Here is a 21,349-nt window from a genome sequence, read left to right on the forward strand (position 1 = left end):
CACGACATTCATGTCTTGACCCTAACCCTCCCATAAAAGTGTAACCAGTAATTCACGAATAGCATTAACAAATAACCATTTCTTTCTAATAAATGAATGAAGTAAAAACAGAACGTATCACCATCGGATTGCTGGCAGCAGCTAAGCTCAGGGACTATGCCCAGCTCGTAAAATTCCGTCTTTCCATGCTGGTAATTTTTTCTTCAGTAATCGGATTTCTCATGGCAGCCAATGGAAATTGGGAATGGCCGCAAATGTTGTTATTAATTCTAGCAGGATTTTTAACAACTGCTTCTTCCAATGCATTAAACCAGGTGATAGAAAAAGATTACGACCGGTTGATGAAGCGTACTGCTAACCGTCCGCTCCCCACTGAAAGAATGACGAATGCGGAAGCATTGCTTGCTGCAGGGATTTTCGGAGTAGCCGGTATCAGCATTTTCTGGATTTACTTTAATCAGCTGGCAGCATTATTCAGTGCGCTTGCCTTGTTAAGCTATGCTTTCATTTATACACCGTTAAAAAGATTTTCACCCATTGCAGTTTTGGTTGGAGCTATTCCCGGTGCCTTGCCTCCATTAATTGGTTGGGTAAGTGCTACAGGACATTTATCTCCGGTTGCATTTGCATTGTTCGGCATACAGTTTATGTGGCAGTTCCCTCATTTCTGGGCTATTGCATGGGTTGGTCATGACGACTACATGAGAGCAGGTTATAAACTGCTTCCATCAAAAGACGGCAGGAGTAAATTCAGTGCCATTCAAATCATGCTGTATATCCTTGTTTTGATTCCTGTAAGTCTCGTTCCTGCATGGATGGAAATCAGTGGCATTTTTTCAGCAGTGATAGTGCTGGTTTGTGGCATTGTATTTTTAGTGCAGTCGATCTTTTTAATCAGGCAATGCAGCATTGAAGCTGCTAAGAAATTAATGTTTGGATCCTTCTTTTATTTACCGGTTGTTCAGTTAGCTATTTACTTTGACAGACTTTAATTATATGACAAGCGCCACCGCAAATAACAATCGTTTTCATCCGCATAAATTCGGTCTGTGGCTGGGTATTGCAAGCATCATTATGCTGTTTGCATCACTCACCAGTGCATACATCGTAAGAAAGGCGCAAGGGAATTGGGTGGAGTTCAGAATGCCGCCCGTTTTCTGGTTCAATACAGTGGTGATACTGCTGAGTAGTTTTACCATGCATTGGACATTAAATTCATTCAAGAGCTTTAAGATTGTCGCTTACAAAGTTGCACTGTTTATCACTTTAGCATTAGGAGTTGTTTTCCTGGCAGGTCAATACTACGGATGGCTTGATCTCGCCAACCGCGGAATTTACATTGATGGCAATCCATCTGGTTCATTTGTGTATGCTATTTCAGGTGTGCACGCAGCGCATATTCTGGGAGGACTGATTATTATGCTGGTGATGTTGATCAGGGCAATGATTGTTCCGTTTAATCCTAACCGCTTGACAGGAGTGCAGATGATGGCCACTTACTGGCATTTTGTAGACGTACTCTGGATCTACCTTTTTATCTTTTTTCAAATTAATCTTTCTTAATAGCAACTGATGGCAGAAGCAACACTTACAACTACCGCCGTAAGGCCTTCGATCTGGAACGGAGGACGTTCACCTTTCAAGGTGAGTTGGGGAAAACTGATGATGTGGTATTTCCTCGTGGGTGATTCCTTTTCATTCGCATCTTTCCTGATCACTTATGGAGCACTTCGCTTCAGTTATAATGCCTGGCCGGCGCCAACGCATGTCTTCTCCTCTGTGCCCTTTTTGGAAGGAGTGAAGCTTCCGCTGATGTTTGTGAGTTTTATGACGTTTACGCTTATCATGAGCAGTGTAACCATGGTGCTGGCTGTTCATTATGGCAATCATGAAATGAACCGCAAAAAAGTGACGAAGTGGTTGTTGTTTACCATTCTTGGAGGAATTATTTTCCTCGGAAGTCAGGCCTGGGAATGGACCCACCTGATTGTGGATGAACACATGACATTAGCATCCAATCCTTTTGGTGCTCCGGCTTTCGGATGGTTATTTTTCACCATCACAGGATTTCATGGATTTCACGTTTTTACCGGCGTAGTGATTAATACACTGGTGTGCAGGAAAGTGGCGCGTGGTGATTATGACCGCAAAGGAAGTTACGAGATGATAGAAAAAATTGGCTTGTACTGGCACTTTGTGGATCTGGTATGGGTGTTTGTATTTATGGCATTTTACCTTCTTTAATAATTAGACAAATAGCTTTTCAGCAACTGATTTTTGAAAAATTCAAACCGATAAACAATGAGTAACGAACACGGAGAAAGCGTTGACATGGTAAAACTGATCTGGAGAACCACTTTATGGCTTTCCATCATCACGATAGTTGAAATTGTATTGGCGGTTTCTTTAACCGAATTTTTTACGCAAAACGGAATGCTGCTGGTATTGAATGCCTTTTACATCATCATGAGTCTTGCGAAGGCATTCTTCATTGTATCCGTATTTATGCACCTTAAGTTTGAAATAAAATACCTCGCCATCACCATCCTTATTCCGATGACGTTTCTGCTGTTTGCTGTGATCGCCTTGCTGGCTGAAGGCGATTCATGGTTGCATATGCGGACGTATTGATTGCTCAAAAACCAGAATCCGGTATTTAAAATCTCTTTTCGAAGAGATTTTTTTATTTACAGGTAGTCTGAATATTACTGTTAAGGTTGATCAATAAAACGTGGGCATTGTTATTCCTTTTCTAGCAATCAACTTATTTCTAAAATTGAAGTTTCAATATATTCCGGATTTAAAATAAAAGTGTTCGAAACCTTTCCTCTGTAGGAATCTGTCGCATAGAATTGTGTTAGCGTATGTAGCGCAAAGCAGGCTCATTGGCCGGTTAGCCATTTTCACATATTCGCATACCACCTAAATTCTTTTGCTGCATTTCAGCATCTGTGAAGTAGCTTTGCGCCTTCAATTTTTTATATGAATAAGTTCAGATCACGTTTAATTGCTTTTGTGATCCTTGTCGGTTTCCCGCTCGGATTTTTTTTCTATTACAAACAAAAGATTGATGCATTGCCGAACCGGCAGAAAGAAGTGCAGGTATTCTGGGATGCACCGGATTTCACCTATGAAACCCAGAATGGTGACACCTTACACAGTAAAGATTTGAAAGGGCATGCTTATGTTGCCGACTTTATCTTCACCAATTGTGAAGGTGTTTGTCCGAACCTTTCAAAAACAATGTCGCTCATACAATTAAATTTTAAAAATGACGACCGTTTAAAACTCGTGTCTTTTTCGGTTGACCCTGACCGTGATTCTATTCCTGTATTGAAAGATTATGCAAAACGATACGACGCTATTGACGGAAAATGGTATTTCCTTCGTGGTGAAAAACAAAATGTCTGGGACATGGCACAAAAAGGATTTAAAGTGCCGGTGGTGTACACTCCGGAAGGAGGTAAAGGCGCTGAATTCACCCATACTGAAAAGATTGTGTTGGTGGATGAAGATGGAAAAATCCGCGGATTTTACAACGGTCTCGACAAGCAGATGATGGATACATTTTATAACAATCTCGCCAGCATCCTGGTTGGCATTCAGCAATGAAAGACCGTTCAATTAACTGGGCTATCGGAATTGTTTCTGTTATGGTGCCCACTCTGGTCCTTTTGCTGTTTTATATAAAGCCACCTGATTTAAAAATGGGATTCGACCTTCGTATTCTTCCGGCTCTCAATGCTTCCTTAAATTTCTGTACAGCAGTGTTGTTGCTTACCGGTTATTATTTTATCAGGAACAAAAAAATCCGGAGTCATAGGTTGTGCATGATTACTGCTTTTTGTTTTTCAGCACTGTTTCTTGTTTTCTATGTAATCTATCATGCATTGACTGAACCGACTTCATATGGAGGACAAGGGATGATCCGAAATATTTATTTTTTCATCCTCATCAGCCACATCGTTTTGGCAGCAGCTATTTTGCCTTTGATCCTGATCACTCTTACGCGTGGTCTGCAGGAAAGATTTGACCGTCACCGGAAAATTGCGCGGTGGACTTTTCCATTGTGGTTGTATGTGGCGGTAACTGGTGTGGTGGTTTACCTGATGTTGTCGCCGTATTATTAATTACATCCCTGAAATTTGAACATCATGGGAAAACCCTTCTGCAAGCTGAGGGTACAGACTACTGAATCGGATGGCACGCGTCGAAATCTGAGCTTTATGTGTTAGTATTTGTAGTGAGAAATTGCAGTAAGCATTGCAAATCAAATCCTGAAAAATTCAAACATTCCGCAATGAATTTTGTAGTAATTTCGAAACATAATTTTATGAGCATGAAAACCACACTCGTTGCACTTTTATTCACGCTTGTTCTCATTGCAGGTTCTTTCCGGCTGGCATCAGCTCAATGTGCCATGTGCAAGCAAAGTGCAGAAAGTTCATTAAAAGAAGGCAGCACAGATGCCAAAGGATTGAACATCGGCATCATGTATCTACTGGTGATTCCATATGCATTGGTTGGCGGAATCGGTTATTACTGGTATGTAAACCATAAAAAGAAATCCGCCGAAGACATCCAGGAATAGTCAGCAGCAGACAATTGTCAACTCCCCTCCACCCAATCACCATTTTCCTTAATCAGCAAGATCAGTTCATCCACAGCCACCAGTGATTCAACTGATCGTTTCACTACTTCCTTTCCCTTATACAGCGTAATTTTTCCGACGCCGCTTCCTACGTATCCATAATCAGCATCGGCCATTTCTCCCGGACCATTTACAATGCAACCCATGATGGCAATTTTTACACCCTTCAGATGATTGGTGCGTGCCCTGATGGCGGCAGTTGTTTCCTGTAAATCAAAAAGTGTTCTGCCACAGGAAGGACAGGAGATGTATTCTGTTTTCGAAATGCGTTGACGTGTTCCCTGCAGAATACCGAAGCACAACCTGTTAATGGTATTCGCCAGGTGCTGCGGCGCATGAAGCCAGATACCATCACCTAAACCATCCAATAGTAAGGCTCCGAAATCGGTGGCAGCGTATAAGGTGAGTTCATCTGACAAAATATTTTCGAAGGAACGTTTGATGATCACAGGATTTTCCACTTGTTCGGTAATCAGATCAAAAAACACGCGGCGTTGTTCCATCATGCCGTTGAAATGATCGGTCGTTAAAACTATAACAGCCGATGGGTCTTTCTTCAACTGATCAATTAATGCATCTGAAATATCATCAATGTTGATGATCACAAATTTCAACTTCTCATCTTTTTTCTTCAGGCTCAGAAATTGGGAAGCGTTGAAAGAGCGAAAAGTCCTTTCACCTGCAACATCATTTTTTCCTGCATCAGCATTTTTAATAATTCCCAGCGTTCCTGGAATAGCAAAGTCAATATCTTTTCCACCTGTAAAAATATAATCAGCGGCCATGTCTCCGATGTTCCATTTATCAGTAGCAGGATCATATCGATATCCGGCAGTCAGCAATGTTTCTGGTGTGATTGTTTTTTCTTCCGAAAAATCCATTACTACAACAGGCACATGATGAGCCCCAATATTTTCTATTGGAACAGTAGTCCTTTTATTATATTCAAATGGATGGATGGGTGATTTTTTGATCGTCGCAATTTTCGGAACTTTTCTTTCAGGTGTATAGCGGTATACCAGGGTTTTTGCAACCGGTAATTCAAGTTCCGGATCTTCCGTAAGCGAAACGCGAATAGTATCACCCAATCCGTCTTCGAGCAGAGCGCCAATGCCGATCGCTGATTTGATACGGCCATCTTCACCATCGCCGGCTTCTGTTACTCCAAGATGTAAAGGATAAATAGAATCCGATTCTTTGCCCTGAGGTTGAATGTTGATTGCTCTTTCCTGCATTTTATTTACAAGCAACCTGTAAGCCTGCACCATCACCTGCGGATTGCTTGATTTCATCGAAAGCACGATGTTGTAGTATCCTTCACTTTCCGCAATTCTTAAAAATTCAAAAGCGGATTCCACCATTCCCAGGGGCGTATCGCCATATCGACTCATAATGCGATCACTGAGTGAACCATGATTAGTGCCGATTCTCATCGCAGTTCCATATTCCTTGCAGATTTTTATGAGTGGCAAAAATTTCCCGCGGATGCGGTCTAATTCTTCTTCATAATCGGCATCTGAATATTCAATCACCTGGAATTTTTTCTTGTCGGCATAATTGCCCGGATTCACACGCACCTTTTCTACAATTCGCGCAGCAACTTCAGCAGCGTTAGGTGTAAAGTGAATGTCGGCAACAAGCGGCGTAGTGTAACCTCTTGCTTTTAGTTCGTTTTTTATTTCTGCAAGATTATGCGCTTCATTGATGCTGGGTGCAGTGATGCGCACCAATTCACATCCGGCTTCAATCATTCTGATGGATTGTTCGACTGTTGCAATGGTGTCCATCGTATCTGTCGTAGTCATTGATTGAATGCGGATCGGATGATTTCCACCAATGATAAGATCACCAACTTTTACTTCACGCGTTTTAAGTCTTGAATAGCTTGTGAGAGAATTGCAATATTTAAAAGACATACTTTCCGGATTATGCTCGGTCAAAATTAGGATTTATAAACAGGGTTTAGAAAGAATTGTTGTCGCCTGCATTCTTACAGATGAGTGTACAATAAAGTATGAAAATTGCTGCTGAAAGCACCTATGGCAAATGTTTATATTTTCTTGTTCGCTTTGCACCTTTGCCAGATTCCCGGAAAGAGATATTGTTGTGTATGCCCTTATTTCTTTTGCGTGTTTTGCGCCTTGGCGAGAGTCCCCGAAACTGAAATTGTCGCACATTCCATCAGTCAGTAAGCATCAACCTGTATTCTTTATTTCCTATTTTCACCTCACTAAATGCAATATGTTTATTGTGACTTTCAGGAAACCCGATTTTTTATTACTCTTTATCATTTTTGTCGGAGCGATCCTTCGTTTCTATGCATTTCCTCACATTCCATTTATGTATGATGAAGTAAGCGCTTGGGCACGAACCGGGTTTACGAATTTTCATGAATTAATTAATAAGGGAGTAAAAGGCGATGGCCATCCTGCTGCTATTCAGGTGTTCCTGAACTACTGGAGAATGATTGTTGGCGACAGTGAAGCAGCTTTCAAGATTCCATTTTTGGTAATGGGTTTGCTTTCTGTTTGGTTGGTCTTCCTGATAGGAGAATTTTGGTTCAATAAAACAGTTGGTTACCTGAGTGCAGCATTGGTTAGCTGCTTACAGTACACAGTGATGTACAGCCAGATTGCAAGGCCTTACATGAGCGGCTTGTTTTTTTCATTGATGATGGTTTTGTGCTGGACAAACTATCTGTTTAATAAAGAGGAAAAGCATCCATTACGGCAATTGTGTGGATTTGTGGTATTCGCAACATTGTGCTGTTACAATCATTATTTCTCGCTTTTATTTGCATTTATAGCAGGAGTTACTGGATTGTTTCTTATCAGGAAAGAAAATTGGAAAGCTTACCTGATTGCCAATGTAATTATTGTGCTGTTGTTTCTTCCACATCTATCGGTCTCCTTATTCCAATTCGGTATCGGTGGGGTAGGAGGATGGCTTCCAAAACCAGGGCCTGATTTTTTCAGGAACTACCTCAATTACATTTTTCATTTTTCTCCATGGTTGAAAGGTTTGGTGATTGGGTTGATATTAACAAGCATTGTTTTTCATTCTGCTCATTTAAAGGCGCGGTATAAGTTCCGGATCATTGCCCTGTGTTGGTTCCTACTGCCATTCTTTATTGGTTTCTATTATTCCATCTATCGCAATGCAGTGTTGCAATATTCTGTTTTGATATTTACTTTTCCTTACCTGCTGTTTTTTATTTTTTCGTGGATTAAAGAAGTTCCGTTGAAATACAATTGGTTGATGGTGTCACTCATTCTGCTTACAGGTATTTATACTTTGGTTTCAGGAAGAAAGCATTTTGATATTTTCTATCATCAACCTATTGAAGAATTAGTAGAGAATACGATCAATACCATGGATATGGAAAAAGGTATTCAATGTACAGTGATGATGAATGAGCCGCGAAAGTATGTTGGTTATTATCTGCGAAAATACAATCGTGAAATAGCAATGGATTACTGGCCGGAAAAGGAATTTCAATCTTACATCGCGTTCGGAAAATATCTTTCCTCGCTCCATTCGGAATGTTTTATTGCTGCGAATGTGCCAACAGATTACCAGATGTTGATAAGGCAATTTTATCCGAATGAAATTTCACGTGATAAAGGATTCACCTATCAGTATCATGCATTTTCCAAAGCAAAGTCAAATGAGCGGCTGGCTCCTGATATAGTTTTTCAGCAAACGCTTGATATGCATCATCCGGGTGTAAATTGGAAAATTGATACCAATCTTGTAGCAGTCGATTCGCTCACCGGACACTCCGTATTTCACTACAAAAGCAACATTGAATTCGGTCCCACTTTGATGGCGCCGTTGTCGCGATTGCTTTCTAATGGCTATAACGTGGTGAATATTTCGATGAAAGTTTCAGGCGTACCACCTGATAACAAAGCATCATTGGTTGTAAGTTTTGATGCCGACGGAAAAAGCCTTTTCTGGCAGGAAAAACCATTCAATTATTTTTTGGATTCGTCTGAAAGCAATGGAACTGTTTTTTACAGCATCAGTGTGCGGGATTTGGGATTTCCTGTTACGGAGAAAATGATACTGAATGCATATGCCTGGAATAAAAACCAGGATGATTTCAGCATCAGTGATTTTAACGTGACGATTGATTCGGGTAATCCGTGGATTTACGGACTGATTGAACCGATAGAAAAGCATCATCCCTGATTTTTTATAATTTCATGCGCATGAATCGTTTAAGAATTTTTATAGCATTGCTGACTGCAATTATTTTGTTGCAACAGCCTCTGCTGGCGCAGGTTTCGTCTTCCCGGTTAATTCCTTACAGAATTGGTTCGCTTTGGGGCTTCTCAGACAGGAAAGCAAACATTATTATTCCCACCCGTTACCAGGAAGTGTTTCCATTCTACAATGATATAGCAGTAATAAAACAAGATGGTCACATGTCGATAATTGATGACAAGGGTGATGTGAAAATTCCATTCAGGTATGATTTCATCAGCAACTTTAATAGCGATGGAATTGCTATTGTTTCCCGCGCCGGCAAGTGGGGCGTGATTGATAGTCGTGGAAAGGAAATTGTGAAATTGAAGTATGATGCAATTGATGCATTTTCGGAAGGATTTGCTGCCGCAAAAACCGGAATGAAGATTGGATTCATTAATCAGAAAGGAGATGAAATAACGCAACCATTGTATGATGCTGTTTTACCTTTTCATGAAGGACTGGCATTGGTAAAAGCAGGTCCGCAGTTTGGATTTATAAATGAAAAAGGTGTAGAAGTAATTCCATTGCAGTTTGACGGCGCCACTTCATTTCAGGATGGTCTTGCACTCGTGAAAAAAGATTCTTTAATGGGCTTTATTAAGACAGATGGCAGCCTCAGGATTGGCTTCCAGTACAATGGTGCTAATGTTTTTTCGGAAGGACTGGCAGTAGTGATGAAAGCCGGCCTTGTTGGATTTATTAACAGTGCCGGTGAACCCGTGATTCCACTGCAATATGAGAATGCAAATAATTTCAGGGAAGGACTAGCACTGATTCAACAAAATAAGCTTTTTGGATATATAGATTCAAAAGGAATAACTAAGATTGAGCCTCAATACGAAGCAGCAAATGATTTTCATGATGGACGTGCACTTGTTGTTAAAGATGGTTGGGCGATCATTACTAAGGAAGGTAACCTGATTCCGCTTCCACAGTACAACCTGATTCATGATTTCAATAATAACTACGCACGGGTGGAACGTGATGGACGTTGGGGTTTTATTGACATAACCGGAAAGGAAGTGATTCCGCCGAGGTACGAAAATGCTGACGACTTTGAAGGTGGACTTGCATTGGTAAAAAGCGATGGAAAGTGGGGATATATTGATGTGGGGGGAAAGGAATTTTTCCGGGATTAGAAAAAATTTAAAGAAAAGTATAAATAAGCTGCGGTTACAAAATGATTGAGCCGTTGTTAATTTCAGGAGATATCTCCCTGCGCCGGTCGTATCAAAATTTCTTCCACCACTGATTGCGATGATAAGGTAAACGCATTCCATATAGAGCGCGAAATATCGGTCGGTTTCATAAAACGTTCTTCCGGTAAATCAACGCCATCCCACGATGCAGTGAGTGTTGCTCCGGCAATTACTGCAGTCACTCTTATATTATAGGGAATCATTTCCAATCGCAGATTTTTGGTAAAGCCAAGTAATGCAAATTTTGAAATTCCATAAGAACCGCCATTCGGATAGGCCTGCACACTTGCCGTGGAACAGATATTAAAAATATGTCCGTGCTTATTTCGGATCATCACTTTTACCAAAAACTGCGTGAGATAATAGGCACTGTATAAATTGGTCTTGATCTGCTTCTCCAATATGCCCGCCTTTTCTTTGTGCACTTGTCCCGCCAGAAAAATGCCGGCATTGTTTACCAGTACATCAATAGCATCCCATTCGGATTTAATGAGATCAGCAAATGATTTCAATTGTTTTTTGTCCGATACATCGCAAGGTTGTGCCAGCACCTCAATATCGGGAAATTTGTTACGCAATTCATCACTGAATATTTCCAACTCTTTTTTATTACGGGCGCAAATGGCCACATTAAATCCTTCAGAAGCGAATTTTTCAACGATAGCTTTTCCGATTCCTTTCGTAGCTCCGGTAATTACTGCATTCATGGGTCGGTTATTTTAGCAATTAAACAATTTGGCAATTTAACAATTTAACCATTTAGCCACTTAGCCATTTCGTCATTGGTCATTAAGTGCAACCCGAAAGAGTTTCCAAAGAATGGCTACCTTTAACCGCACTCAACAACATGCCCACCATCACATTTTTCGAACAATTCGGACAGTACATCCTGCTGATGAAGAAATCCTTCGTTCGTCCGGAAAAAATGTCCATTTATTGGAAAGAACTGATGCGGCAAATGATTGAAATAGGTGTCGGTTCTGTTGGTATAGTTATTATTTTTTCTGTGTTTCTTGGTGCTGTTTTGACGGTTCAGACTGCTTACCAATTCACTTCACCTTTACTTTCAAAATCAATAATCGGTTCGATTGTTACGAACTCCACCATTATCGAGATGGCACCAACGGTCACTTGTTTGATCCTGGCAGGAAAGATAGGTTCGAGCATTGCTTCAGAACTTGGCACCATGCGCATCTCCGAACAGATTGATGCGTTGGAAATTATGGGTATTAATTCAGCCGCTTATCTTGTATTACCCAAGGTGATTGCAGCTACTTTCATGATTCCGATCATCATCATCATCGGCGGATTTTTGCAGATTCTTTCCGGAATGCTGGTGGGTCATCTTCAGAATGTGGTTTCGTCGACTGAATTTATGCAGGGTTCTATTCAGTTTTTTATTCCGTTCACCGTCACATTTGCAATTATTAAAGCCACCACTTTCGGATTTATCATTTCATCTGTGTCGGCTTACCTGGGTTATTACACTACAGGTGGCGCGTTGCAGGTTGGAAATTCTGCTACCCGTGCCGTTGTTGCCAGTTGCATTCTCATCCTTATTTTTGATTACGTGCTTGCCGAAATTTTGCTATGATCGAAATAAAAGAAGTACGCAAATCATTTGGGGATCGCGAAGTGCTGAAAGGCGTCTCTGGTTTGTTTGAACCCGGAAAAACAAGTTTGATTATTGGTGCAAGCGGATCCGGAAAAACTGTTTTAATGAAATCTATGGTAGGATTGATAGCCCCTACTTCAGGTACCGTCATCTACAATAAAACGGTTGACTTTGTCTCATTGGAAGAAAAAGCTAAAAAGGAAATACGGCAGGAAATCGGCATGTTATTTCAGGGTACTGCATTATTTGATTCTATGAATGTTGAGGAAAACATTTTGTTCCCACTCAATATGTTTTCTAAAATGACAGTGAAAGAAAAGCTCAACAGGGTAAATTTTTGTCTGGACCGTGTTAACCTTAAAGGAACCAATAAGCTGCACCCAAGCGAACTGAGCGGAGGCATGAAAAAAAGAGTCGGCATTGCGCGTGCGATCGTGCTGAACCCTAAGTATTTATTTTGCGATGAGCCCAATTCAGGACTTGATCCTCAGACTTCCATCCTTATTGATGAACTCATTCATGAGATCACGATTGAATATAATATCACTACCATAGTGAACACCCACGACATGAACTCGGTGCTCGGCATTGGCGACTATATCATTTTTCTTTATAAAGGTGTGAAATGCTGGGAAGGAAACCGCCATGAAGTACTCTCCAGTACCAATAAGGAGATGAACGATTTTATCTTTGCTTCTAAGTTCCTCAAAGAAATCAAAGAACTATCTTCAAAAACCTAAGTAGATTTCGATATTTTTGCGCCTTTTCAACTAAGATGGATTCCATTTAGCTTTGAACGACCGTAGCGCATAATCGCGCTGTCATCTTCACTGATAAATAACAATTTAACAATTTAGCCATTCTCGAATAAGAATAGAAAATAGCTATCAAAGAAAAACCAGCAACAAATGAGCGTATTAGTCAACAAAGATTCAAAAGTAATTGTACAGGGCTTCACCGGCCAGGAAGGAACATTTCATGCCACACAGATGATCGAATATGGAACTAATGTGGTAGGAGGTGTAACTCCAGGCAAGGGCGGACAGCAACATTTGGAGCGGCCTGTTTTTAATACGGTGGAAGATGCTGTGAAACAAGCCGGAGCCAACGTATCCATCATCTTTGTTCCACCTGCTTTCGCAGCAGATGCCATCATGGAAGCTGCCGATGCAGGCATTAAAGTGATTGTCTGCATTACTGAAGGCATTCCGACGCAAGACATGATCAAAGCAAAGGAATTTATCAAGGATAAAGATTGTCGCTTGATCGGGCCAAACTGTCCGGGTGTAATTACTCCCGGAGAAGCGAAAGTGGGCATCATGCCGGGTTTTGTTTTTAAGACAGGCACCGTAGGCATTGTTTCCAAATCAGGAACACTTACTTATGAAGCCGCTGACCAGGTTTGTAGAACCGGACTTGGAATTTCATCAGCTATCGGCATCGGTGGCGATCCGATTATCGGCACTACAACACGTGAAGCAGTGGAGTTATTTATGAATGATCCGCAAACAAAGGGCATTGTGATGATTGGTGAAATCGGTGGTGGTATGGAAGCCGAAGCAGCTCGCTGGATCAAAGCCCATGGAACAAAACCTGTTGTGGGTTTTATTGCGGGTCAAACCGCTCCACCTGGCCGCAGAATGGGACATGCGGGTGCAATTGTGGGTGGAACGGAAGATACTGCGATCGCTAAAATGAACATCATGAGGGAATGTGGAATTACAGTGGCAGAAAGTCCGGCTGTGATAGGCGAGATGATGGCGAAGTTGCTGAAAGGGTGAATAGTGATGGGTGAATGGTCAGCAATTCGCGCATAGTTTGATTTGTTTCTATAGATTGGGAATTATCCCGGAGAATCATAAATAAAAAAGGTATTTACATGTTTTTACAACTAAATCATTGAAAATTGTGGAGCACTTCCTGAGTTGACTTCAGGTTGTTTCAGAATGTTATCAAAGTTAATTAGTTCAACAGTTTAAAACAGTGATCACCATTCATCATTCACTTTTCACCATTCACTTATGAAGATTCTTGAAGGAAAAACAGCCCTCGTCACCGGCGCTTCACGTGGCATCGGAGAAGCTATCGCTAAAAAACTCGCAGAACATGGAGCTAACATTGCATTTACTTACTTGTCATCTGCTGAAAAAGCTATGGCACTGGAAAATGCTTTGCATGCTATGGGCGTTAAGGCCATTGGTTATAAATCAGATGCCGCTTCATTCGCGGAAGCAGAGAAACTCGTGGGTAATATTTTGATGGAATTTCAAACTATCGATATTGTGGTGAACAATGCAGGCATCACACATGATAACCTGATTCTTCGCATGACGGAACAACAGTGGGATGCTGTAATCACCACCAATCTGAAATCTGTCTTTAACATTTCAAAGAATGTTTGTAAGCCCATGATGAAGCAACGTGGTGGATCAATTATTAATCTGAGTTCTATTGTTGGAATGACAGGTAATGCCGGGCAAACCAATTATGCCGCGTCTAAAGCCGGGGTGATTGGTTTTACAAAATCATTGGCGAAAGAACTAGGATCAAGAAATATCCGTTGTAATGCGATCGCACCGGGATTTATTGAAACCGATATGACACATGGCATCAGCGACGAAATGAAAGAACAATTCAAGAAGAACATTCCGCTGGCACGTTATGGTTCGGCAGAAGAAGTGGCAAAAGTGGTGCTCTTCCTTGCTTCCGATCTTTCCAGCTATGTAAATGGACAAGTGATTTCAGTCTGCGGCGGGTTGAATACTTGATGGGAGTAGTGAGTAGTGAGTTTTTAAGTCTTCAGTCTTTGGGTCTTTTAGTCGTTAGTCGTTTTTTAAAATTAAAAATCACAAATACAAGGTAAGCATCGGCACATAGTTCATAATTTATAGTTCATAGCTCCTACATAACTTGAATCTCTCCCTCTCATATCCTTCCTGGTTCATACTGTTATGTCTTGCGATTGGTATTGGCGCATCATTTCTGCTTTACTACCGTGACTGGCAATTTAAAGATCTTGGCAAATCATTTAAGAAATGGTTGTGGTTATTGGCCATCATTCGCGCTATTACTATCAGTTTTATTGCTTTCCTGCTTTTGTCGCCATTGATCCGGACTATTTCAACTCGCATTGAGAAACCCATCCTCGTTTTTGCGCAGGATAATTCATCATCGGTAATGGTGAATCATACAAAGGAAGATTCTATTCGCTATGCGAAAAGTGTTACAGAATTCATAAATGAACTTTCGAAAGATTATGATGTGAAGTCCTACTCATTTGGAAGTTCACTGCGTGAAAATCCTGACTTTTCTTTCACTGACAAGACCACTGATATCTCTTCTGCTCTTGATGAACTTGCCAACTTATACACCAATCAAAATCTTGGTGCCATTATTCTTGCCACCGATGGTATTTATAATGAAGGCAGCAGCCCTGTTTACCTTAAAGAGGAGTTAAACGTTCCCATTTATACAGTTGGCATGGGTGATACTACTGTGAAACGTGACCTGCAATTATTGAATGTGCTGCACAACCGCACTGTATTTTATGGAGATTACTTTCCGCTGAAAGCAGAATGGAGGTCTCAGTTTTGTGCCAATGAGAAAACATCAATTTCGATTAGCCTGATTGCAGGCAGCACTGAAAAAAAACTGGATGAAAAATCTATTACCATAGAGGGAAATGATTTCAGTGGGAGCTCAGAATTTTTATTGAAAGCAGAAACACCCGGCGTAAATCACTATCGTATTATACTTGCTGAAGTGGAAGGAGAAGCATCAGCCAGCAACAACGTAAAAGATGTTTTTATTGACGTGATTGAGAAGAAGGAAAAGATCCTCATCCTTGCCAATTCAGCGCATCCTGATATTGCAGCGATTAAGCAATCTGTTGAAGCAAATAAAAATTATGAGGTCACGGTTGCGTTTGGCGGGACTGTTCCTGGTAAGATCGACGATTACAACCTTGTGATTCTGCATCAGTTGCCATCTTCAGTTAATAATATTGAGCCGGTACTCCAGGCGATTAAAGCAAAAAAGAAATCGGTGCTTTACATTCTTGGTGCGCAGACTAATACTGCATTACTCAACAGTTCGCAGACACTTATAAATCTTACGGGCGCTAATAATGCCACCAGCGATGCATTTCCGGTTTTCTCCCAGGAGTTTAACCTTTTCAATGTACCTGAAGAATTAATAAATAAGATCACTTCATTACCACCGCTCATTTCACCGTTTGGTGATTACCGCATTTCACCGGGAGCTGCAACACTTGTGGTGCAAAAAATTGGTTCTGTAGTTACCAAATATCCCCTCATTCTTTTTCAACAGGATCTCGATGGACGGACTGGAATGATTGCCGGAGAAGGACTGTGGCGCTGGCGGATGAACGATTTTGAAATGAATGGAAATCATGACGCATTTAATTCATTAATCTCTTCTGTTGTTCAGTATTTATCAGTGAAGTCTGATGAGCGGCAGTTCCGGGTGAGGCTGGAGAAGGAACAGAAAACCGGCGGCAACCATATCTTCTCTGAGAATGAATCCGTGGTATTTAATGCAGAGTTGCTTAATGAATCCAATGAACTTATAAATGCACCTGACGTTTCCCTCACGATTAAAGATGAACAGGGAAAAGAGTTTCCATTTATATTCAGCAAAAATGCGAATGCCTATACATTGAATGCCGGTTACTTCCCGGTAGGCAATTATACATATAGTTCAAAAGTTAATTATAACAAGAAAGATTTTTTCGCTTCAGGTTCGTTTACTGTTTCACCCACGCAATTAGAATTTGAAACAACAAGAGCCAATCATCAATTGCTGTATGCTTTAAGTCAGAAGACCGGCGGGAAATTATTCTATCCGTCACAACTCAGCGATCTGTCGAAAGAGATCAAAGCGAAGCAGGAAATTAAACCTGTACTTTATAGCTCCACACGCACTGAGCCTTTAATCAATCTGCGTTGGTTGATTATTCCAATCTTATTATTGCTGGCTATTGAATGGGGAATCAGGAAGTTTAATGGGGGATATTGAAGACGATAGTCTTTATTTCTTTTGGCTGATTTTTACCGCCAAAGCAACTTCAAAAGTCAATTGTTCCAGATTATTGCCTGCGACACCTTCCATAAAATCTGCCATGTGGGATAGTCCTTTATAGATTCTTTCCTCAAGCACAAAATTATCAGACAAATCCTGTATGAAACCGAGTTCAACGGCGATATCTGTTTTATGTATGTCTAACTTTGTTTCTTCCTCATGAGGATTTGTAGCATAAAGATATACAGGAGGCGACACTGTAAAATCATAGTTATAGTTAGTTTCTGAATACTCCCATTTACTCCCATTAAATAATAGAATACTCCCTTTCAATCCTGCATAAATGCTGAGTTGATTTTTATTTCCGAATGAAATTCCAAGATCAAGCGGAATCTGGCCATAAGTATTTCGAAAGCGAGCTTTTATGTTTTTGTATTCTGTAACTAGTGCACCCTTTACAGCCCATTGCGCATTAATTTCAGCACTTGTCACATGATAGCTAAGCATTCCACCCGCTCTGAAAAATAACTTATTCCCCAGGCGCATTTCTCTGCTAACCCCAAATATAAAACCAGGCAATGGATAAAGGTTGGTGAATTCATAACCTGTGGTTCCTCCTAAAGGACCGCTGTATTCCTGATCCACCTGTTGAAGAAAATTTGCAGTTAAACCAAATTGAAAAAATGTTTCGTTAGACTTTTCCTGGGCAAAAACAAGTTGAATGAAGCAGAAGAGCATACAGGGAAGAAATAATTTCTTCATAAAAATGCGTCCTTGATAAAATTGATAATGAAATAATAAGAGATAGTCTATTTCTTCTCCGGAACAATCACAAATAAGTCCTCATCATCTTTCTTCATCATATACTGTTCGCGGGCAAATTTTTCGAGCGATTCCTGATTAGTCAATAACTCTTTTTTTTCATTTTTCACGTCAGCAATCTTCTGCTCATAATATTCTTTCTTATTGCGGTACTCTGAAAGTTTCATCCGCAACTGAACCTGCGATGCAATATCGTTATTGTCGAAAAACAACATCCATGATAGAAAAGCAATGGACACAATCAGGTATTTGTTAGTCAGTATGGTAGGGATCTTACCCTTACGAAGTGTGGAGAAAAATTTATTGAATGATTTTTTCATAATCGTCAAAACACTTTCTTAAAAGAAACAACAACAAATTTCACCAATTAAAAATGAACGCTTCACTATTCAAAATTCATTTTTTCAACATGCCCCAACCAAAGTGACCAATGCCCAATTACCAATGACTATTGACTAATGACCTTTGACCAACTAACCACTCAGGACTATCGACTAAGGAATCTTCTTCGGATCTACAATAATCTCCTCCGGCCTCGTCGATTCTATCATAAAAGTGTCTGACAATACTTTAAAAGTGGTGCGCCTGTTTTCCTGGAATTGTTCTTCTGTACACTTTACACCATTCACACATTCATTCACCGGTTGCGTTTCACCATAGCCTTTTGCAGTCAACCGCAATGGATCAATACCTTTCAACACCAAATAATCTACTACCGACTGTGCACGTGCCTGCGACAACCGAAGGTTATAAGCATCCTTACCACGTGAATCAGTATGTGAACCAAATTCCACCTGAACGCCCGGATTTTCATTGAGCAAAGTGATCAGGGTATCCAACACTTTCGCGGCATCCTCACGAATGTCCGCTTTGTTATAATCGTAGTAAATGTTGCTCAGATTAACCTGAACATTTTTATAAATCTTATCCAGAATAATTCTTGCAGTTGCGGTCACTGTGTCTTTATCAATCACCGTAAAACCTATCGTACTCGCGGTTTCCGACTTGCTGAAATAGTCGGTTTTTGAAGCACTCATCTTGTAAGTTTTTTCTGCTTCCGCCTTAAAACGAAATGCTCCGTTTTTATCAGTTTTAATCACCTGCTGTGTTTTTGGAACCACGTTTCCTTTTTCATCCAGCGTGTTAATCGTTACATCAATGGCTACAAGCGGAGCGAAGCCTGTTATAAGACTGTTAGGGTTGTTTTCTTTTTCAAATATTTTTTCAACCACATCACCGGTAACCATGTACACTTTCACTTTTTCTTCTGTGAAATAATAAATATCATCGTGACCTTTTCCTTGCGGCCTGTTGGATACAAAAAAGCCTTGTGATTTTATTTTGTACTGATCCTTTGGATTCACCTTGTCAAAAATTATCGCGAGGTCATCTGCTCCCGAATTGATGGGTGATTTAAGGTTCTGAACATTTCCCCATTGATTTTTTATTCGTGAGGCAACAAAAATATCCAGTCCGCCCATACCCATCTGTCCGTTTGAAGCAAAATATAATCTTCCGTCCTCCGCCAGGTAAGGAAAAGTTTCTTCTCCTGTTGTATTTACGTTGGGTCCAAGGTTCAAGGGATTACTCCATCCTTCCGACGTTTTTGTAAGCACATAAATATCTTTTCCTCCATAACCTCCATCCACATCTGCCGCGATATAAAGTTCGTTGCCGTCGGCAGATAAAAAAGGCTGCGATACGTTAGTGCTGTCGTTAAATATAGGCACTGCCTGGGGATCACTCCATGTATCATCTGTCCGAAAGGAGTAAAAAACTTTACAGTAATCATTCATGGTTTGATTACTGCCGCAACGTGTGAAATAGCACTCCGAAAAATCTTTGCTGAAACAAGCTGCTCCTTCGTTATAAGCGGAATTTAATACTTCACTGAAAGGAACCGGTGCACCAAAATTTCCTTTTTCGTCCTTGGAACTTGTAAACAGGTCACTGAATTTTTCGCCGGTCCATCCATATATATTATTGCCGGCGGCATCTGAACGGTCTGAGGTAAACACCAATCCGTTTTTGCCGAAAAAAACCGGAGCATAATCATAAGCCGGAGAATTTAATGCTTCCACATTGGTAATGGTAGTACCGGACTCTGTTGTTTTCCATTGCTGTGCAAGGTTACAGGCTTCCACTTCACTCCGTGCCTGATCATCGAAAGGAGATTCTTTTAAGTATTCGGTGAAAGTGGCCGCAGCTTCTGTGTACTTCTCATTGCTTTTTTGCATCTGGCCATAGAGATATTGCGACCGTGGATCATCATTCAAAGCAAAGGCTGTTTTGTACCATTTTTCAGCAGCTTCGGTTTCACTGTTAAAGCGGTAACATTCTGCGATCAGGAATGCCTTTTTTGCTTTTATGGAAGGTTCACTTTCTTTGTTGAACTCACTTTGAAGCAGGTCGGCAGCTAAAGTATATTGCTTTTCAGCAAAGAGTGTTTCACCAGTCTTTGTTTGTTTGGTAATCAGACAGGAAGAAAAGCAGAATAGGATAAGCAGTAAAGGAAAAATACTAAGATTATTAATTTTCATTTTTTGCAGTGATTGAAGCAAATTTATTGGAAAGTAACTAGGAAACGAAAAAAGGTTGGTCAACGTGTGCGATGAATAGGTACTCCAAATGAATTTTCTATCATCATTTTGGGCTGCTAAAATTGCAGCAAGTCTGTAAACGCGGCAAACCACTATTACTTCCTTATATTTGCCCGCAAATTTTATCAGTTTTATGGAAGTAAGAAAGATACCCTTTCGCCAGGCACTTCGCGAAGCCATGGTAGAAGAAATGAGGTTAGACGATCGCGTGTTTTTGATGGGTGAAGAAGTGGCTGAATACAATGGCGCTTACAAGGTTAGCCAGGGCATGCTTGATGAATTCGGACCAAAACGCGTGATTGATACACCGATCGCTGAGCTTGGATTTACAGGTATTGGAGTAGGAGCAGCTATGAATGGCACCCGTCCGGTGATTGAATTTATGACCTGGAATTTTGCTGTGCTTGCGTTTGATCAGATCGTGAATTCTGCGGCAAAGATGCTGTCTATGTCAGCCGGCCAGTTTAACATCCCGATTGTATTTCGAGGTCCTTCTGCAGCAGCCGGACAATTGGGTGCGCAACATTCGCAGAGTTTTGAAAACTGGATGGCGAATGTCCCGGGATTGAAAGTGGTTTCCGTTTCTAATCCGTATGATGCTAAAGGACTATTAAAAAGTGCGATCCGCGATAATGATCCGGTTTGCTTTTTTGAATCAGAAGTGATGTATGGCGACGTTGGCGAAGTGCCGGAAGAAGAATACCTGATTCCGATTGGTAAAGCGGATGTTAAACGAGAAGGAACTGATGTCACCATCATTTCCTATAACAAGATGATGAAGGTTGCTTTTGCAGCAGCCGATGAATTAGCAAAGGAGGGAGTTTCCGCTGAAGTAATTGACCTGAGAACAATTCGTCCATTGGATATTCCAACCATCATTACTTCCGTCAAAAAAACTAATCGCCTGGTGATTCTTGAAGAAGCCTGGCCGTATGGTTCGGTAACTTCCGAAGTAACTTTCCAGGTACAGAAACATGCCTTCGATTACCTGGATGCACCAATTAAAAGAGTAACAACGCTTGATACTTCTATTGCTTATGCACCCACACTCGTACAGGCATTCATGCCGAATCCGGAGAAAGTGATAAAGGCGGTGAAGGAAACGATGTATCAGAATTGAAGATTTACAAAAATTTTGTAATCAAAGGGACTGTTTGGGTTAGTTGTA

At 40.8% G+C, this 21,349-nt stretch carries 20 protein-coding genes; 15 read left to right on the forward strand and 5 right to left on the reverse strand.

Annotated features, from left to right (window positions below; all coding sequences use genetic code 11):
* Positions 1–92: 92 nt before the first annotated feature.
* The 7 genes from cyoE (at position 93) to IPO83_13375 (ending at position 4,591) form a co-directional block, all read left to right on the forward strand.
* A complete protein-coding gene (gene cyoE, locus IPO83_13345) occupies positions 93–992 on the forward strand; it encodes a protoheme IX farnesyltransferase (protein MBK9732241.1) in 900 nt (299 codons plus the stop codon).
* 4 nt (positions 993–996) lie between these two features.
* Entirely contained in the window at positions 997–1,563 is a 567-nt protein-coding gene (locus IPO83_13350) for a cytochrome c oxidase subunit 3 (protein ID MBK9732242.1), read from the forward strand.
* Between the two features lie 9 nt (positions 1,564–1,572).
* Positions 1,573–2,244: a cytochrome c oxidase subunit 3 gene (locus tag IPO83_13355; protein MBK9732243.1), complete on the forward strand. Its 672-nt coding sequence runs from the start codon at positions 1,573–1,575 to the stop codon at positions 2,242–2,244.
* Between the two features lie 57 nt (positions 2,245–2,301).
* A complete protein-coding gene (locus IPO83_13360; GenBank protein ID MBK9732244.1) occupies positions 2,302–2,631 on the forward strand; it encodes a cytochrome C oxidase subunit IV family protein in 330 nt (109 codons plus the stop codon).
* Between the two features lie 351 nt (positions 2,632–2,982).
* Positions 2,983–3,612 (forward strand): SCO family protein, encoded by a 630-nt coding sequence (locus tag IPO83_13365; GenBank protein ID MBK9732245.1) that lies wholly within the window; start codon positions 2,983–2,985, stop codon positions 3,610–3,612.
* A complete protein-coding gene (locus IPO83_13370) occupies positions 3,609–4,130 on the forward strand; it encodes a DUF420 domain-containing protein (protein MBK9732246.1) in 522 nt (173 codons plus the stop codon). Before IPO83_13365 ends, IPO83_13370 begins: the two co-directional genes overlap by 4 nt.
* A 203-nt stretch (positions 4,131–4,333) precedes the next feature.
* Positions 4,334–4,591, forward strand: a complete 258-nt coding sequence (locus tag IPO83_13375) for a hypothetical protein (GenBank protein MBK9732247.1) — start codon at positions 4,334–4,336, stop codon at positions 4,589–4,591.
* A gap of 17 nt (positions 4,592–4,608) precedes the next feature.
* Here the strand turns inward: IPO83_13375 and ispG are convergent, their stop codons facing one another.
* Positions 4,609–6,567 carry a (E)-4-hydroxy-3-methylbut-2-enyl-diphosphate synthase gene (gene ispG, locus IPO83_13380; GenBank protein ID MBK9732248.1) on the reverse strand — a complete coding sequence of 653 codons (1,959 nt, stop codon included), beginning with the start codon at positions 6,565–6,567 and terminating at the stop codon, positions 4,609–4,611.
* 334 nt (positions 6,568–6,901) lie between these two features.
* Here ispG and IPO83_13385 point away from each other — a divergent pair, with 334 nt between their 5' ends.
* Together IPO83_13385 and IPO83_13390 are read left to right on the forward strand one after the other, a co-directional pair.
* Positions 6,902–8,845, forward strand: coding sequence for a glycosyltransferase family 39 protein (locus IPO83_13385; protein MBK9732249.1), 1,944 nt, complete (start codon positions 6,902–6,904; stop codon positions 8,843–8,845).
* 20 nt (positions 8,846–8,865) lie between these two features.
* Positions 8,866–10,044, forward strand: coding sequence for a WG repeat-containing protein (locus tag IPO83_13390; GenBank protein MBK9732250.1), 1,179 nt, complete (start codon positions 8,866–8,868; stop codon positions 10,042–10,044).
* Positions 10,045–10,106: 62 nt separating this feature from the next.
* Here the strand turns inward: IPO83_13390 and IPO83_13395 are convergent, their stop codons facing one another.
* A complete protein-coding gene (locus tag IPO83_13395; GenBank protein MBK9732251.1) occupies positions 10,107–10,811 on the reverse strand; it encodes an SDR family oxidoreductase in 705 nt (234 codons plus the stop codon).
* A 140-nt stretch (positions 10,812–10,951) separates the two neighbouring features.
* Here IPO83_13395 and IPO83_13400 point away from each other — a divergent pair, with 140 nt between their 5' ends.
* The 5 genes from IPO83_13400 to IPO83_13420 all read left to right on the forward strand — a co-directional run bounded on the left by IPO83_13400 (position 10,952) and on the right by IPO83_13420 (position 16,756).
* Positions 10,952–11,698, forward strand: coding sequence for an ABC transporter permease (locus tag IPO83_13400; GenBank protein MBK9732252.1), 747 nt, complete (start codon positions 10,952–10,954; stop codon positions 11,696–11,698).
* Positions 11,695–12,459: an ATP-binding cassette domain-containing protein gene (locus tag IPO83_13405; GenBank protein ID MBK9732253.1), complete on the forward strand. Its 765-nt coding sequence runs from the start codon at positions 11,695–11,697 to the stop codon at positions 12,457–12,459. The genes IPO83_13400 and IPO83_13405 overlap by 4 nt, the downstream gene beginning before the upstream one ends.
* Before the next feature lie 168 nt (positions 12,460–12,627).
* Positions 12,628–13,500, forward strand: a complete 873-nt coding sequence (sucD, locus tag IPO83_13410) for a succinate--CoA ligase subunit alpha (protein ID MBK9732254.1) — start codon at positions 12,628–12,630, stop codon at positions 13,498–13,500.
* A gap of 240 nt (positions 13,501–13,740) precedes the next feature.
* A complete protein-coding gene (gene fabG, locus IPO83_13415; GenBank protein MBK9732255.1) occupies positions 13,741–14,487 on the forward strand; it encodes a 3-oxoacyl-[acyl-carrier-protein] reductase in 747 nt (248 codons plus the stop codon).
* A gap of 142 nt (positions 14,488–14,629) precedes the next feature.
* Positions 14,630–16,756, forward strand: coding sequence for a hypothetical protein (locus tag IPO83_13420; protein ID MBK9732256.1), 2,127 nt, complete (start codon positions 14,630–14,632; stop codon positions 16,754–16,756).
* Between the two features lie 12 nt (positions 16,757–16,768).
* Here the strand turns inward: IPO83_13420 and IPO83_13425 are convergent, their stop codons facing one another.
* From IPO83_13425 to IPO83_13435, 3 genes are all read right to left on the reverse strand, one after another.
* Entirely contained in the window at positions 16,769–17,521 is a 753-nt protein-coding gene (locus IPO83_13425) for a PorT family protein (GenBank protein MBK9732257.1), read from the reverse strand.
* Between the two features lie 47 nt (positions 17,522–17,568).
* Positions 17,569–17,853: a septum formation initiator family protein gene (locus IPO83_13430; protein MBK9732258.1), complete on the reverse strand. Its 285-nt coding sequence runs from the start codon at positions 17,851–17,853 to the stop codon at positions 17,569–17,571.
* A gap of 222 nt (positions 17,854–18,075) precedes the next feature.
* Positions 18,076–20,121: an OmpA family protein gene (locus tag IPO83_13435; protein MBK9732259.1), complete on the reverse strand. Its 2,046-nt coding sequence runs from the start codon at positions 20,119–20,121 to the stop codon at positions 18,076–18,078.
* Between the two features lie 193 nt (positions 20,122–20,314).
* Between IPO83_13435 and IPO83_13440 the strand changes: the two genes are divergently transcribed.
* Positions 20,315–21,301 (forward strand): pyruvate dehydrogenase complex E1 component subunit beta, encoded by a 987-nt coding sequence (locus tag IPO83_13440; GenBank protein MBK9732260.1) that lies wholly within the window; start codon positions 20,315–20,317, stop codon positions 21,299–21,301.
* Positions 21,302–21,349: the final 48 nt, after the last annotated feature.

It is taken from the genome of Chitinophagaceae bacterium (assembly GCA_016717285.1).
GTDB lineage: Bacteria > Bacteroidota > Bacteroidia > Chitinophagales > UBA10324 > JACCZZ01.

Coding starts and splice junctions, on each gene's coding strand:
- cyoE (MBK9732241.1), top strand. CDS start 93: ATGAATGAAGTAAAAACAGAACGTATCACCATCGGATTGCTGGCAGCA.
- IPO83_13350 (MBK9732242.1), top strand. CDS start 997: ATGACAAGCGCCACCGCAAATAACAATCGTTTTCATCCGCATAAATTC.
- IPO83_13355 (MBK9732243.1), top strand. CDS start 1,573: ATGGCAGAAGCAACACTTACAACTACCGCCGTAAGGCCTTCGATCTGG.
- IPO83_13360 (MBK9732244.1), top strand. CDS start 2,302: ATGAGTAACGAACACGGAGAAAGCGTTGACATGGTAAAACTGATCTGG.
- IPO83_13365 (MBK9732245.1), top strand. CDS start 2,983: ATGAATAAGTTCAGATCACGTTTAATTGCTTTTGTGATCCTTGTCGGT.
- IPO83_13370 (MBK9732246.1), top strand. CDS start 3,609: ATGAAAGACCGTTCAATTAACTGGGCTATCGGAATTGTTTCTGTTATG.
- IPO83_13375 (MBK9732247.1), top strand. CDS start 4,334: ATGAGCATGAAAACCACACTCGTTGCACTTTTATTCACGCTTGTTCTC.
- ispG (MBK9732248.1), bottom strand. CDS start 6,567: ATGTCTTTTAAATATTGCAATTCTCTCACAAGCTATTCAAGACTTAAA.
- IPO83_13390 (MBK9732250.1), top strand. CDS start 8,866: ATGAATCGTTTAAGAATTTTTATAGCATTGCTGACTGCAATTATTTTG.
- IPO83_13395 (MBK9732251.1), bottom strand. CDS start 10,811: ATGAATGCAGTAATTACCGGAGCTACGAAAGGAATCGGAAAAGCTATC.
- IPO83_13400 (MBK9732252.1), top strand. CDS start 10,952: ATGCCCACCATCACATTTTTCGAACAATTCGGACAGTACATCCTGCTG.
- IPO83_13405 (MBK9732253.1), top strand. CDS start 11,695: ATGATCGAAATAAAAGAAGTACGCAAATCATTTGGGGATCGCGAAGTG.
- sucD (MBK9732254.1), top strand. CDS start 12,628: ATGAGCGTATTAGTCAACAAAGATTCAAAAGTAATTGTACAGGGCTTC.
- fabG (MBK9732255.1), top strand. CDS start 13,741: ATGAAGATTCTTGAAGGAAAAACAGCCCTCGTCACCGGCGCTTCACGT.
- IPO83_13425 (MBK9732257.1), bottom strand. CDS start 17,521: ATGAAGAAATTATTTCTTCCCTGTATGCTCTTCTGCTTCATTCAACTT.
- IPO83_13435 (MBK9732259.1), bottom strand. CDS start 20,121: ATGAAAATTAATAATCTTAGTATTTTTCCTTTACTGCTTATCCTATTC.
- IPO83_13440 (MBK9732260.1), top strand. CDS start 20,315: ATGGAAGTAAGAAAGATACCCTTTCGCCAGGCACTTCGCGAAGCCATG.